The sequence below is a fragment of the Cupriavidus necator A5-1 genome (assembly GCF_000744095.1).
Taxonomy (GTDB): Bacteria; Pseudomonadota; Gammaproteobacteria; order Burkholderiales; family Burkholderiaceae; genus Cupriavidus; species Cupriavidus necator_A.
The window spans coordinates 4,128,444-4,142,629 of sequence record NZ_JQLI01000001.1 but is presented as its reverse complement, the minus strand read 5'-3'; the positions used below and the strand labels follow the sequence as shown (position 1 = coordinate 4,142,629).

The 14,186-nt window shown below is 63.4% G+C and carries 13 protein-coding genes; 6 read left to right on the top strand and 7 right to left on the bottom strand.

Annotation, left to right across the window (positions count from 1 at the left end):
* Positions 1-150: 150 nt before the first annotated feature.
* The 6 genes from K307_RS18415 to K307_RS18390 all read right to left on the bottom strand — a co-directional run bounded on the left by K307_RS18415 (position 151) and on the right by K307_RS18390 (position 4,808).
* The gene (locus K307_RS18415; RefSeq protein WP_042880236.1) at positions 151-1,053 is read right to left on the bottom strand and encodes an amino acid ABC transporter substrate-binding protein; all 903 of its coding nucleotides are present in this window, start codon (positions 1,051-1,053) and stop codon (positions 151-153) included.
* 151 nt (positions 1,054-1,204) lie between these two features.
* The gene (locus K307_RS18410) at positions 1,205-1,666 is read right to left on the bottom strand and encodes a RidA family protein (protein ID WP_042880235.1); all 462 of its coding nucleotides are present in this window, start codon (positions 1,664-1,666) and stop codon (positions 1,205-1,207) included.
* Between the two features lie 52 nt (positions 1,667-1,718).
* The gene (locus tag K307_RS18405) at positions 1,719-2,696 is read right to left on the bottom strand and encodes a threonine ammonia-lyase (RefSeq protein WP_042880233.1); all 978 of its coding nucleotides are present in this window, start codon (positions 2,694-2,696) and stop codon (positions 1,719-1,721) included.
* Between the two features lie 106 nt (positions 2,697-2,802).
* Entirely contained in the window at positions 2,803-3,447 is a 645-nt protein-coding gene (locus K307_RS18400; RefSeq protein WP_042880232.1) for an RraA family protein, read from the bottom strand.
* Positions 3,447-4,127: an RraA family protein gene (locus K307_RS18395; RefSeq protein WP_042880230.1), complete on the bottom strand. Its 681-nt coding sequence runs from the start codon at positions 4,125-4,127 to the stop codon at positions 3,447-3,449. The genes K307_RS18400 and K307_RS18395 overlap by 1 nt, the downstream gene beginning before the upstream one ends.
* A 21-nt stretch (positions 4,128-4,148) precedes the next feature.
* Entirely contained in the window at positions 4,149-4,808 is a 660-nt protein-coding gene (locus tag K307_RS18390; protein WP_042880229.1) for an RraA family protein, read from the bottom strand.
* Between the two features lie 183 nt (positions 4,809-4,991).
* On the opposite strand from K307_RS18390, the gene K307_RS18385 reads away from it, so the two are divergent.
* Positions 4,992-5,903: a LysR substrate-binding domain-containing protein gene (locus K307_RS18385; protein ID WP_042880228.1), complete on the top strand. Its 912-nt coding sequence runs from the start codon at positions 4,992-4,994 to the stop codon at positions 5,901-5,903.
* Positions 5,904-5,966: 63 nt separating this feature from the next.
* Here the strand turns inward: K307_RS18385 and K307_RS18380 are convergent, their stop codons facing one another.
* Positions 5,967-6,674, bottom strand: coding sequence for a TetR/AcrR family transcriptional regulator (locus K307_RS18380; RefSeq protein ID WP_042880226.1), 708 nt, complete (start codon positions 6,672-6,674; stop codon positions 5,967-5,969).
* Between the two features lie 237 nt (positions 6,675-6,911).
* Here K307_RS18380 and K307_RS18375 point away from each other — a divergent pair, with 237 nt between their 5' ends.
* From K307_RS18375 to K307_RS18355, 5 genes are all read left to right on the top strand, one after another.
* Positions 6,912-8,021: an NAD(P)-dependent alcohol dehydrogenase gene (locus tag K307_RS18375; protein ID WP_042880224.1), complete on the top strand. Its 1,110-nt coding sequence runs from the start codon at positions 6,912-6,914 to the stop codon at positions 8,019-8,021.
* 29 nt (positions 8,022-8,050) lie between these two features.
* Entirely contained in the window at positions 8,051-9,343 is a 1,293-nt protein-coding gene (locus K307_RS18370) for a cytochrome P450 (protein ID WP_042882271.1), read from the top strand.
* A 35-nt stretch (positions 9,344-9,378) separates the two neighbouring features.
* Entirely contained in the window at positions 9,379-10,344 is a 966-nt protein-coding gene (locus K307_RS18365) for a PDR/VanB family oxidoreductase (protein ID WP_042880221.1), read from the top strand.
* Between the two features lie 104 nt (positions 10,345-10,448).
* Positions 10,449-11,870, top strand: a complete 1,422-nt coding sequence (locus tag K307_RS18360; protein WP_042880219.1) for an aldehyde dehydrogenase family protein — start codon at positions 10,449-10,451, stop codon at positions 11,868-11,870.
* A 24-nt stretch (positions 11,871-11,894) separates the two neighbouring features.
* Positions 11,895-13,643 carry a long-chain fatty acid--CoA ligase gene (locus K307_RS18355; RefSeq protein WP_051974956.1) on the top strand — a complete coding sequence of 583 codons (1,749 nt, stop codon included), beginning with the start codon at positions 11,895-11,897 and terminating at the stop codon, positions 13,641-13,643.
* The last annotated feature ends 543 nt before the right edge of the window (positions 13,644-14,186 follow it).

The following is a 14,186-nucleotide window of genomic DNA, read 5'->3' as shown; positions in this document are numbered from 1 at the left end:
AATCTCTTTGTGTATGTGGCGTGCCCGCGAGGGGGCACGGTGTCGCGGCAACGCGTGCACAACCACACCAGCCTGGACAAGCGGGTGTGCGGGGCTTCCTTCGTACAAGAATTCAGGCCAGCCGGATGCGCATTGGCACCGCGAGCCTGGTCAGTCGGCCTTGTAGGCCTCGGCGGGCTTGTCGTTGAGGTTTTCCCAGGCGGCCCGGGTGGCGGCGGAGGCCGGTAGATTGAGCGCGGTGTTGGACGGAGGGATGGCCCGCATGAACCACCTGTCATAGAGCTTGGCCACCGTGCCGTCCTTGACCTGGCGGGCGATGCTGTCGTTGACCGCCTTCCTGAAGGCGGGATCGTCCTTGCGGATCATGATGGCAATCGGTTCCACCGACAGGGGCTCGCCGACGATCTTGAAGCTCTTGGGGCTTCTCGCCATGGCAATACTGCCGGCCAGAACCTGACTGTCCAATACAAAGGCATCGGCGCGGCCGGTTTCGAGCAGCAGGAAGCTATCGGAGTGATCCTTGCCGCTGATTTCACGAAAGTCGATGTTCTTCGCGCGCTTGTTCTGGCGCACCACCTGCAGCGCCGTTGTACCGGTGGTGGTGGTGACGGTCTTGCCGTTCAGGTCAGCCAGTGAGTTGATACCAGAGTCGGCTTTGACGGCCATACGCACCTCCTCGACATAGAGGGTATTGGCGAAAGCCACTTCTTTCTGACGGGCCTGGGTGTTGGAGGTGGAACCGCACTCGATGTCGACGGTACCGTTCTTCACAAGAGGTATCCGGTTGGCCGAAGTCACGGGAACGTAATTGGTTTCCAGGCGCGCCAGACCAAGCTGCTTCTGGATATCGCGGATGATGTTGGTGCAGACGTCGTAGTGAAAGCCGGTATAGACACCGTTACCCAGGGTATAGGCCAGGGCACCCGAAGCCTCACGCACGCCTTGGGTAATGCTGCCCGCTGCCTTGATCCTGGCAAGCGTGTCGTTGCTCTGCGCGCAGGCGACTCCCGTGGCCAGCAAAGCCACCGAGAGAGCAAGGATATGTTTCGTCATTTCCGAATGTCTCCGAGAAAATGTATCCGTTGAATGCATCTATCCGGCTGCGACGGAGAGATCGGTCGCGCCTCGATTCGGTGGAGGTGTCCTCCTCAGACACCCCCTGCAGTGGGTGAGCAGGCTCGTGGTGGTTCAGGCGTTCCTCCTTTTAATCCCGTACGAGAAATACCGCCTCAACCTCCACCATCATTCCGTGTGGGAGGGAGGCCATCCCCACGGCGGAGCGGGCGTGTTGACCGGCGTCTCCAAATGCCGCGACGAGCGTGTCCGAACAGCCATCGATCACCTTCGGATGCTGCTTGAAATCCGCGTTGGAGTTGACAAGACCAAGGACTTTCAACACGGCGTCCACCTTGGCAAGGTCGCCCACCGCCAGCTTGACGGCGGCCAGCATGTTGAGCGTCGCGAGTCGGGCAGCGGCGTAGCCAGCCTGGACATCGTCAGGCGTGGTGAGCTGCCCGGCTACGTAGCTGCCGTCATCGAGCCGCGGCCCATGCCCGGAAACGAAGAGAAGCTGCCCGGCGCGCCGGAAGGGAAGGTAGTTGCCTGACGGTGAATACGCAGCAGGCAGCGACAGGCCGGCGACCTGGAGTCGTTGTTCAGGATTCATGATGGTGTGAGTAGTTTGAGAATGTCTGCATCGAACGTTGCGACTGGGTGTTTCAGCACCGTTCCAGTGCCAGCGAGAAGACCGAGGGATCGACATTTCCGCCGGAGGCGATGACCACCACGTCCTTTCCCGCGACATCGGCCTTCCCGGCTAGTACGGCGCCTAGTGCAGCGGCACCGCCCGGTTCGACTACGAGCTTGAGCATCCTGAATGCGGCGGCAACGCCAGCCAGTCCGTCGTCATCGCTAACGCCCAATCCCTTGGCCTCATGTCGACGCAGCACCGCGACAGTTTTCGCCCCGGCCGCCGGACCGGCGATGCCATCGAGAATCGTCTTCGGAACCGAAGGATTGCTCTGCGGTGTGCCAGTGGCCAGCGAGCGCGCGACCTTCTCGTAGCCGAGCACTTCCGCGATCAAGATTCTGGCGTCAGGGAAAGTATCCTTGACGGCTTCGGAAACGCCGGAGGCCAGCCCGCCGCCGCTGCAGTTGATAACGATCGCGTCGGGCGTGACATGCAGATCGTTCAATTGTTCGACGATCTCCAGCCCACACGTGCCCTGCCCGGCCATGATGTCGTAGTCATCGAATGGAGGAACAACGGTCATTCCACGTAACCGGGCGACACGCTGCGCGACTTCGACACGGTCTTCCGTTTGGGGGTCGTAGGCGACCACTTCCGCACCCCACCAACGGCAGTTGTCCACTTTGATGCGCGGGGCTGTGTTGGGCATCACAATCACAGCCGGACAGTTGACTGCGCGAGCAGCGGCGGCAACACCCTGGCCGTGGTTGCCCGCCGAGAATGCAACGATGCCTGCGCGTCTCGCGGTCTGGTCCATCGACAGGATCATGTTGAGCGCGCCGCGGATCTTGAAGGAGCCCGTCAGTTGCAGCGCTTCCGCCTTGACGAACAGACGGCAGCTTGCGCGCTCGCTGAGCATTGGGGACTCCAGCAGGGGCGTGCGCACCACTCGCCCCTGCAAGCGAGACGCGGCTTGCCTGATGGAGTTGATGTTGAACTCACTCATATCCGCCTCGTCAATTGCGAGGCCGATACCACGCGGTCCATGATCTTGCAGGTAGCCGAGGGGCGGGTCGCTGACAGGAAACGGTTCAACCCGCAGGCCGGTGCGGTCATTGCCCGTCCCTCCAGCTCGCAAGACCCATCAGCTCCAGCGTGCTGCGGCCTTCGCGCAAGGCGTCCATCATCTTTGCTTCCTTATCGGCGCGGGACTGCCCTTGAGTCAGCGTGTGTTCGACATGGGCCGCTGGAATTACCAGCACGCCATCATCATCTGCCACCACGAGATCGCCGGCCGCCACGGGTGTACCCGTAAAGCTGATCGGCTGCCCGACCGAGGGCGAGTTGGCCTTGATTGTGCCGCGCATGGAGATGCCGCGGGTGAACACGGGAAAGTGTCGCGCCGTAAGGGCTGCAATGTCCCGCACGCCGCCGTCGATGACCAGACCGATCACTCCGGCCGCTTCGGCGGCCACGGTCAGCACCTCGCCCCAGTAGCCCGAAACGAAGCCGCCGGTCGAGACAACGAGCACGCTGCCGCGCGGCACCTTTTCCATGGCGATGTGGATGGACAGGTTGTCGCCGGGAGAGCACTCCAGCGGATAGGCAGGGCCGGCGATCGAAGCGCCTGGCCATACCGTGCGGATGGCCGGATCGACCGAACTGGTGGTCAGGCCAGAGGCCTCGTACAGCGTGGAGGTGCCTAACTGGCGTGCCTGCTCCAGCGTTGCTGCTTCATAGCTCTTGATCGTAGACATCAGGCTTTCCTTTGCAGTGTGTGGTAGCCCAGCGCCGCTCGGGCCTCGCCCAACGTCTTGCCCTGTGCCAGTTGTTCACGAATGCGTGATTCGGTGTCTTCAATCTTGCGGGCCGTCTCGGCTACGTCGCGTGCACGGCCGCGCGGCACGATGACGACGCCATTGGCGTCCGCCACTACGATGTCGCGCGAAGCCACACGCACGGTGCCAATTCCCACCGTGGTGTTTACCGATTCGACCTGCACGCGGTCCTTGCCGGTACGCATGAAGCGGCCTGCCGTGAACAGCGGGTAGTTGTCGCCCAGCGCCTTGCTCACATCACGGCAGACGCCGTCGATTACCGTGCCCGCAATGCCGCGCAGCCCTGCGTACTGGGTCATGATGTCGCCCCAGACGGTGCAATCTGTGCGGCCGTCGTTGTCGATCACGACTACATCGCCTTCCGCTACGTCGTCGATAAAGTCTCCGACGGTGCCTGGCGGCACGCTGGCCGGCACGTACTTGACGGTGAACGCCGGGCCTACGACAACCTTGGTGTAGTCGGCCAGCGGCATGATGCCGAGGGCTTGACCGTGCAGGCCCAGCTTGTCCATGGCGTCCGAGACGCCAGGCGTGTCCAGGCTGGCGAAGAGCGCGACCAGTTCCCGGTCTTCGGCACCGGCTTTGAGGGGATTCGTCATGGGAGTTCCAGGAAAAAATGGTTACTCGGCGCGGATGGCCTCGAATTCCTTGTCGTGCATGACCTCAGCCACCGAGCGGCCAGCGCAGACAGCAGCCACCATGCCGTCTTGTCGCTTGGCGATGCGCTCGCTCAGGTCAAGCACTTCTTCGATGCGCGAAGCGGGAACGAACACCGTGCCGCAGCGGTCCGCGATCACGTAATCGTCTTCATGGACGGTCACACCAGCCATCTGAACAGGCTTGCCCGAGTCAATCTGAATCACCCGGTTGCGTGCGCTGATCATGGTCACGCCGCGCCCATAGACCGGGTAGCCAATGGTCTCGCTGCCCTCGATGTCCCGGCTCAAGCCGTCAATGACGGAGCCGCGCACCTGCTTGACCCGCGCTGCGTTGGCCAGGATGTCGCCCCAACAGGAGATGCCATCCACGCCTCCGGCGATCACCAGCACGCGGTCATCCGTGGTTACCGCGTCGATAACCGGCGAGATGAGATGTACCGTGGGATTCGCATCGGCCTTCGGGCCGAGCTGGATAGTGCTGGCGCGTCCGACGATCTTTGGGCAGTCCCAAAGAGGACGAAGCCCATAAGTCGCGCCAGAGATTCCAAGAAAATCAAGCGCATCGGAGACGGTGTTCGTGTCGAGCGATGCAAGGCGGTCGAGTAGCGAGAGCTGGGTCATTGCACTGGGTCTCATGAAGGTACCCAGGCATAATCGGATCGACTTGCTAATATGTAAATTCTGAACTAAATATCTCTGTGATACGATTTTCGGAACAGGACAGATGAGGTTGGCGCGCGCCGGAGGCATCGCCTCTTTCAGATACCGAGCCTGGAGCCTGCGCAAGACTGTTGCGTAACACAAATGAACAATACGATCGACTTTCGGCTGATACGGCAACTGTGGATGTTCCTGGCAGTTGCCGAAGAGCAGCACTTCGGGCGCGCAGCTCAGCGACTAAACATGTCGCAGCCCCCACTCACCGAGCAAATCAAGGTGCTGGAGCAGGCGCTCAAGCTGCAATTGTTCGAGCGATCCCGGCGCGGCACCCAGCTTAGTCCTGCGGGGGCGGCGATCCTGCCGGCCGTGCGTCAGTTCGCCGGTCAGGTCGAGCGATTGGAGCGCGTCGTCCGCGAGGTCGCCTCCGGCCAGTCCGGCGTCCTGCATATCGGAGCCGTGACCTCGGCTATGCTCGAAACGCTGCCCCCTTTGCTTGAAGCGCTCAAGCAAGCGCACCCGCACCTGACCGTGTTCGTCAAAGAAATCGACAGCGTGGAAGCAATTCCGGCCCTGGAGGCAGGGGAGCTTGACCTGGCTTTCGTTCGCCTCGATGGCGAGGTAGGGAATGGCATCGCCACGATGCCGCTGGCGGAAGACCGGCTCGCCGTGGCACTACCTAAAGATCACGCACTTGCTGCGCTTCCCAGGGTGAGTCTTCGGTCGCTGGCGACCGAATCGCTAGTGATGTCGTCCCGAGAGCGGAGCCCTGTCTACTTCGATCTGTTGACGTCAGTCTGCCGTTCCCACGGGTTCATTCCACGAGTCTTGCATGAGGTCCGCACAATCACTTCTCAAATCGCTTATGTCGGATGTGGCCAAGGCGTGGCCTTAGTGCCCTCGTCAATGCGCAAGTTGGCTCCGGAGAGCGTCGTCGTTCGCCCGTTGAAAGAGCGCATCATGGTGGTGGCAGCAGCGCTGGCGTGGAATGCCAACCGTTACCACCCAATGGTCGAGGTGGCAGTGGCATGGTTGAAGAAACAAAGTGGTCGCCGATGATCCACGCCGGTAGCTAAGGAAATACGCGACGTTTTCGCTTTGTCGACGCGTCCCGAGCGGAAATCAAGGCAACAGCAAAAACCGCTGCATCATCGCCGTGAGCTTGGCCTCGATCAGATCCCCGTCAAAACGTAAAGGCCCCGGGTCGGTCAGCAGGGTCAGGGTAAGCGTGCCCACCACCATCTGCATGGCGATCCGGACTTCTGTCTCGGAAGCGTCCTGGCCCTGGGACTTCATCTTCTGCGCGAGGGCCGGCGCGACCACGCTCTGGATGTTGCGATTCAGCCGGCGCATCGGGTTGGCGTCCGGGTCGAGCGCGCCGAAGTGGCGCAGCACGGCCTTGAACATGCCCTGGTTCCGTCGGCACATGTCGACGTAGTACCGGACGATGAGGGCGGCGAACTCCGATGCCGTGCCTTGCGCCCAGGCCTCGTCGTCCCGGATGGTCTTGTCCGCCTCGGCCTCCATTTCCACAAAGGCGGCCTCGAGGACCGACGCAATGAAGGCGTCCTTGTCCTTGAAGCGGCCATAGAACGCTCCGGTAGAGGTGCCTGCGGTGCGGATGACATCGCTGATCAGGACCAGATCGAAATTCGCGTGCTGCTGGATCAGGTCCCGTCCGGCCAGGATCATTTTGGCAAGGGTTTCCTCACTGCGTAGCTGGCGAGGAGGGCGCAGCGCCGGCGCCGCTTCTGCAGCCTGGCTGGCGGTGTGCACGGCGCGGGTAGGGCGCCTCTTGTGCTCTTCTTGGCGCTTGAGGGTGGCGGCCATGGAGACGGCAATCCTGATTCTGGAACAGGTAAGCATTATGCAGCACCGGCCCCACCTCGCCCGGGAGCCGTATCCGCTGGCGCTTCACGGCTGGTCGCGCCCACCTCGATTTCTGCCGTAGGGGAAAGCCCGCATTGAAGCGGGTTCGTTGCCTTCCAATAATAGAATCAGAGTTCTGATTCTGAAAAAAAGCGGGCGCGCCGTGCCGCCCAGCCAATAAAACCAAGCGGAGACACCATGAAAATCACTGCTGCAGTGACACGGGCGCCGTGCGCGCCGTTCGTCCTCGAAGAGGTCGAACTAGACCCTCCGGAGGCAGGGGAAATCCTGGTCAGGATTGTCGGCGCCGGGCTTTGCCATACCGATCTTGTCGCTGCCGAAGGCTTGCTCCCCGTCGCCATGCCGGCCGTGTTCGGGCACGAAGGCGCCGGCGTTGTCGAGATGGTCGGCGCCGGCGTAACCAAGGTGAAGCCCGGGGACAACGTCGCCATCACGTTCTCCTCCTGTGGCCATTGTCCGCAGTGCGATCGCCATGCGCCGGCCTATTGCCATGCGATGGCAGCACTGAATTTCGTCGGCCAGCGCGCCGATGGCTCCAAATCGATGCGTGACGGCAGTGGCGAGATCTCCGGCAACTTCTTCGGCCAGTCCTCATTCGCGACGCATGCAGTGACGACCGAACGCAACGTGGTCAAGGTGCCGGACGGCGTTCCGCTCGAGATCGCCGGCACCCTTGGCTGCGGCATCCAGACCGGCGCGGGCGCGGTCATGCGCTCGATGGCGTGTCATGAAGGCGCATCGCTGGTGGTGCTGGGCGCAGGCGCGGTCGGGCTCAGTGCCGTGATGGGGGCCGTGCTGCAGCAATGCGGGACGGTCATCGTGGTCGAGCCCGACGCCAACCGGCGCGACCTGGCCTTGTCGCTTGGCGCCACGCATGCAATCGATCCGGGCCAGAGCCCCGACCTGGCTGCCGCGGTGCGCGCCATTGCGCCCCATGGGGTCGACTTTGCGCTGGATACCAGCGGCATCCCCGCGGTCATCGCAGCGGTGCCGAAGCTACTGGCGCCGCGCGGCACCTTCGGCTTCGTCGGCGTGCCGCCCGCGCATGCGACGAGCCTGGGCCTGCCGGGCACGCTGCGCGAGGTCATGCGCGGCGGCTTCACCTATCGCGGGATCATCGAAGGCGACAGCGATCCCGATGTGTTCATCCCGCAGTTGATGGCCCTGTACCTCGAGGGACGCTTCCCCTTCGACAGGCTGGTCAAGACCTATCCCCTTGCCGACATCAACCGTGCCGTCGCGGAGCAAAAGCAGGGGCTGTGTGTCAAGCCCGTGCTGCTGCCCTGAGCCCCAACCCCACCATCAAGTTCGATACCATGAACCACACCGATTTCGATCTTCCCGGCGACGTGGCGCAAGTCCTGGTCGATCCCAGCGCCTATGCCGATCCCGCCCGGCTGCACGCAGCCTATACGTGGGCGCGCGAGAACAATCCGCTGGGGCGCGCCGTCAATGACGGTTTCGATCCGTTCTGGGTCGTGACCAAGCACGCCGACGTGACCGCCATCTCGCGCGACCACAATCTCTTCCACAACGGGGACTACTCCGTCGTCTGCCGGCCCAAGGCTTCGATCGACCATGTGATCGCGACCACCGGCCGCCCGAACATCGTCAAGGCGCTGGTCCACGTGGATGGCGACGAGCACAAGGGCCTGCGTGCGCTGACACAGTCGTGGTTCATGCCTAACAGCATCCTGAAGCTGGATGAGCGCATCCGCGGGCTGGCACGGCAGATCGTTGACAAGCTGCAGCAAAGCGATGGCAACACCATCGATTTCGCCAAGGACATTGCCTTGCATTATCCGCTGCACGTCATCATGGACATCCTCGGCGTGCCGCCTGAGGATGAGCCCCGGATGCTGCTGCTGACCCAGGAGCTTTTTGGTAGCGAGGATCCTGAACTCAAGCGCGCCAAGCAGGAGAAAAGCGCGAATGACGGCGCCCTGGCAAAGAGCCTGATGGCGGTAGTGGCGGACTTCAGGGACTACTTCGAGAAAGTCACCGCCGAGCGGCGGGTCAATCCGCGCAATGATGTGGCAACGCTGCTCGCCAACGCCGTCGTCAACGGCGAGCCGATCAGCGAGGTCAGCCGGCTGGGGTATTACGTCATCATTGCCACGGCAGGCCACGACACCACATCGTCCTCGTCCGCGGTCGCGATGTGGGCGCTGAGCCAGTATCCGGAACTGCTGCCCCGGCTCCAGGCCGACCCTTCGCTGATTCCGCAGTTCATTGACGAAGCGGTGCGCATCGCCTCGCCGGTCCGGCATTTCATGCGGACCGCGACGGCAGACACCGAGATCCGCGGACGCACGATTTGCAAGGGCGACTGGCTGATGCTGTGCTACGGCTCGGCCAATCGGGATGAAGAGGTCTTCGACCAGCCCTTTGACTTCAACATCGATCGCAAGCCCAACCGCCACCTGGCATTCGGCTTCGGTGCCCATGTCTGCCTGGGCCAGCACCTGGCGAAGATGGAAATGCGAGTCCTGTTCGAGGAAATTATTCCGCGCCTGCGATGCGTGGAAGCGGCGGGCGAGATGGAGATGATCGCCTCCTGCTTCGTCGGCGGACCCAAGCATCTTCCCGTTCGCTGCGTCATGCAGTAGCCATCCCATCGCAGTCTGCAGCAAGGCATCGCGCCATGAATTCCCAAGACACACTCTTCGTACGCATTGCGCAACGCAACCGCGAAACTGACGACATCATCAGCCTGGAGCTGCGCGACCCGAAGGGGGGCGAGCTGCCACCGTTCGAGGCCGGCGCCCATATCGATGTCCACGTCGCACCCGGAGTCGTGCGGCAGTATTCGCTTTGCAATGCGCCGTCCGAACGCTACCGTTACCTGATTGGCGTGCTTCGGGATCCCGCCTCGTGCGGCGGTTCGGTCGCCATCCACGAGCGGCTGGAGGCGGGCGCTGTCATCGAGATCAGCGCGCCCCGGAACCATTTTCCGCTGAAGGCGGGCACCCGCAGCATCCTGATCGCAGGCGGGATCGGTGTCACGCCGATGCTATGCATGGCCGAGGCCTTGCATGCGTCGGCAACCGGCTTCGCCCTGCATTACTGCGCGCGCAGCCAGGACAAGGCAGCGTTCCGCAGCCGTATCGAGCAATCCGCCTACAGGCAGCAAGTCGCCTTCCACTACGACGATCAGGGCGATGTGCAGAAGCTGGATCCCGTCATGCTGTTCGCCCAGGCGGGAAGCGATGACGAGATCTACGTCTGCGGACCCTCCGGTTTTATCGAATGGGTTTGCCGCGCGGCCGAGCAAGCGGGAATCCCGAAGCAGCGGGTGCGATACGAGTACTTCAGTGCCAAGCCCGTCGATACCTCGCATGACAGCACCTTCGACGTCAGGATCGCCAGCACCGGCCAGGTCTTCCATATTCCCGCGGACCGCTCGATCACTTCGGTGCTCCTCGAAGCCGGCGTCGACATCTACACCTCGTGCGAGGAGGGCACGTGCGGGACGTGCGTGACGCGCCTGCTGGAGGGCGAGGCCGATCATCGGGACGTGTTCCTGACTGATGAAGAACACGCTTGCGGCAACCAGTTCACGCCCTGTTGCTCGCGCGCGAAATCTTCGTTGCTTGTCCTCGATCTTTGAAGCGCCAATCCGCTACCCGGCGAGGCAGGCCCGGCTTCGGACAGCCGCGTGTCGTCGGTGTGGCCTGTCGAAATCCTTTTGGTTAAAAAGAGGTCCCAATCATCATGGGTGACACCGCTGGATTCAGCATGACCATCGATGGCAAAGCCGCGCCCACGCTGGCCGGCTTTGATGTACTCAACCCCGCAACGGAACGCGTCATTGCCGCAGCACCCGATGCGACCCCGGCGCAGTTGGATGAGGTCGTTGCCAGCGCGCGGCGCGCCGCGCCGGCCTGGGCCGGCTTGCCGCTGCAGGCGCGCCAGCAATATGTCGTCAGGATCGGTGAGACCATCACCGCCAACCTGGAGGAACTGGCGCAACTGTTGACGCGTGAGCAGGGCAAGCCCCTTGCCCAGGCGCGGCAGGAGGTGCAAAAAGCGGCGCTCTGGTGCACCGAGATGGCCAGGCTCGAACTCCCGGTGGAGACGGTCAGCGAGTCTGCCACCGAGCAGGTTCGTGTCCTGCGCGTGCCGCTAGGCGTCGTGGGCGGCATCGTGCCCTGGAACTTCCCGCTGGCACTCGCCATGTGGAAGGTGGCGCCGGCCCTGCTTACCGGCAATACGATGGTGCTCAAGCCATCGCCATTCACGCCGCTGACGACGCTTAAGCTGGGCGAACTGCTGCGCGATGTCCTGCCGGCTGGCGTGCTCAATGTCATCAGTGGCGGCGATGCCCTTGGGCCGTTGATGTCGGCCCACCCGGGCATCGACAAGCTGAGCTTTACCGGCTCTACCCAGACCGGCCGCGCAGTGATGGCCTCAGCGGCGGTCAACCTGAAACGGCTGACGCTGGAGCTGGGTGGCAATGACGCCGCCATTGTCCTGCCCGATGCCGATGTCGAGGCCATCGCGCCTGCGATCTTCTGGGGCGCGTTTGCCAACAACGCGCAGTACTGCCTGGCGATCAAGCGGCTGTATATCCACGAAGACATCTACGACCGGCTGGCGCGGGCGCTGGTCAGGCTGGCGCAGGAGACGCGCGTTGGCCCGGGTGACATGGGAGGCGTCCAGCTTGGCCCGGTGCAGAACCGCCGCCAGTTCGAGCGGCTGAAGGCGCTGCTGGAGGATACACGCAGCGCCGGGTATCGCATCCTTGCCGGCGGCGAAGTGGCGGAGGGAAGCGGCTATTTCTTTCCTGTCACGCTGGTGGACAACCCGCCGGACAGCGCACGCGTGGTCCGCGAAGAACCATTCGGCCCGATCCTTCCCTTGCTCAAGTTCCGCGACGTGGACGACGCCATCGCGCGCGCGAATGACAGCGAATACGGACTGGGAGGTTCGGTCTGGGGCCGCGACGCGGAGGCCGCCATGCAAGTCGCGTTGCGGCTCAACACCGGTACCGTCTGGGTCAACCAGATTCACACCCTTGGGCCCCACAAGCCCATGGCCGGCCACAAGCAATCGGGCGTCGGCATCGAGAACGGCGTCGAGGGGCTGCTGGAATATACGGTGCCCCGAACGGTTTCGCTGAAGCGATCGCAATAAGAGAAGGACTTGCAGAACGACAACATGACGCAGTCTCCAACCTCTGGCGCATCGCCATCGCGTGCGCCCGCCCCCATCCGTCGCTCCCCGTTCTGGCCGCCGGGCCTGCCTGCCGAGGCCAGCATACCCCGCACCAGCCTGGTCTATAACGTCGAGGTCGCCGCGCACCGCTACCCGGACAAGACCGCGATCCAGTACTTCGGCAGCGCGATCTCCTATGCCGCGCTGCTCGGGCAGATCGAGCGCATGGCCGGCTACCTGCAGCGCGAGTGCGGTGTTGCGCCCGGCGACCGCGTGCTGCTGTACAGCCAGAATTGCCCGCAGTTCATCATCGCCTACTACGCCATCTTGCGGGCAGAGGCCGTGGTGGTGCCGGCTAACCCGATGTGGCTGACCGCCGAGCTGGAGCATGTGGCGGCCGACAGCGGCGCGCACGTGGCCTTCGCGGCGGCCGAGCTCTACGAGCGACTGGCGCCGCTGCGTGGCGACGCGCTGCCGCACGTGGTCGTCCACGACTACGCCGACATGCTGCCCGGCGAGGCGGAATCCAATGGCGGCCCGGCCGTGCCGGCCTGGCTGCGCGCGCGCACCCCCCTCGCGGGGCAGGCACCGGCGGGCGGTACCCTGGTGCGCTGGCAGGACGCGGATGCGGCCGGCTTGATGCCGCTGCCCCACGCAGCCGGTTCCGACACGCTGTGCATGCTGGCCTACACCTCCGGCACGACGGGCCATCCCAAGGGCTGCATGCATACCCACGGCACGCTGATGAGCGCCGCCGTAGGCTCGCAGATCTGGCGCGCCAACACGCCCGATGCGGTGTTCCTGTCGGTAGCGCCGATGTTCCACTTGCTGGGCATGCAGAACGGCATCCATGCACCGCTCTATCTGGGCGCGACCATCGTATTGCTGCCCAGATGGGACCGCGTGCTGGCGGCCGACCTGATCGAGCGCTACCGGGTCTCGAACTGGGGCGCGGCGCCGGCCATGCTGGTGGATTTCTTTTTCCAGCCGGGCATCCTTGAGCGCGACCTCTCCTGCCTGGCCTTCCTGGGCGGCGGTGGCGCGGCCATGCCCGATGCCGTGGCCAATATGCTGCAGCAGCGCTTTGGCCTGGGCTATATCGAGGCTTATGGCATGACTGAGACCGCCGCCTTCCTGTTGTCCAACCCGCGTCACCGGCCCAAGCGCGAGTGTCTCGGCATTGCTACATTCGGGGTCGACGCGCGCGTGATTGACCCGCAGAGCAGCGTGGAGATGCCGCAGGGCGAACTAGGAGAGATCATCGTCAGCGGCGCCCAGGTGGTGCGCGGTTACTGGCGCAATCCCGAGGCCGATGCCGAGAGCTTTATCGATATCGACGGCAAGCGCTTCCTGCGCACAGGCGACCTTGGCTTCGTCGACAAGGACGGCTATTTCTTCATGCGCGACCGCCTCAAGCGCATGATCAACGCGTCCGGCTTCAAAATCTGGCCGGCCGAGGTGGAGAACCTGCTCTACGGCCATCCGGCCATCCATGAGGCCTGCGTGATCGCCGCGCGCGACGCGCGGCGCGGCGAGACCGTGAAAGCTGTCATCGTCCTCAAGCCGGGCATGCACGCGAGCGAGGAGGCCAGCACCGAACAGATCATCCAGTGGTGCCGCGAGCGCTTGGCCGCCTACAAGGTCCCCCGCGTGATCGAGTTCGTCGAGGCGCTGCCAAAGTCGGCCACCGGAAAGATCCAGTGGCGCGAACTGCAAGAAGCGCAGAGCGAGGTGCCGCGGCACGGTACTTGATTGGGGGCAGTTGCTACCCATCGCGGCGCATTAGCGGTCGCGTGCAGGGCTGAGTGACAGAAGGAAGTCCGGTCGTACTCGAATAGCTGCACGTGGCGGCGATGGCCGTTACCGGCTGAATTTCGGTGGTTGACGTTGACACCCGCGAATGGCCACAAATGGCCGGTTACCTCCGGCTGAGGAGAGCGCATCGATCCACGCTCCTCGACCATAGCAGCCATCGGCCAATCGGCTCGATGGACGCTGTCGGGCCATTGCGGGCGCTGGTGTGGCTCGGCTACCAACCCTCCAAAGCAAATCCGTCGAGCATCGCTTTTTCCACATGGTGGGAAAGCGATTCAATGTCCTACGTACGGCTCCGTAAGTTGTCTTTTGTTCGACACCAGGTCTTAGGTCAGACATGTCGAGCGGATCAAGCATTGCTTCGACGTGCCCAACCTGGTTGGACGCCAACTCCTGGGAAGGCCTGCCACGGCTGCGCGTGGGCTACCGGAACAGGACATGCGCGCACCGGAGCGGCCGGTCATGGCATTGTGCGTTGCT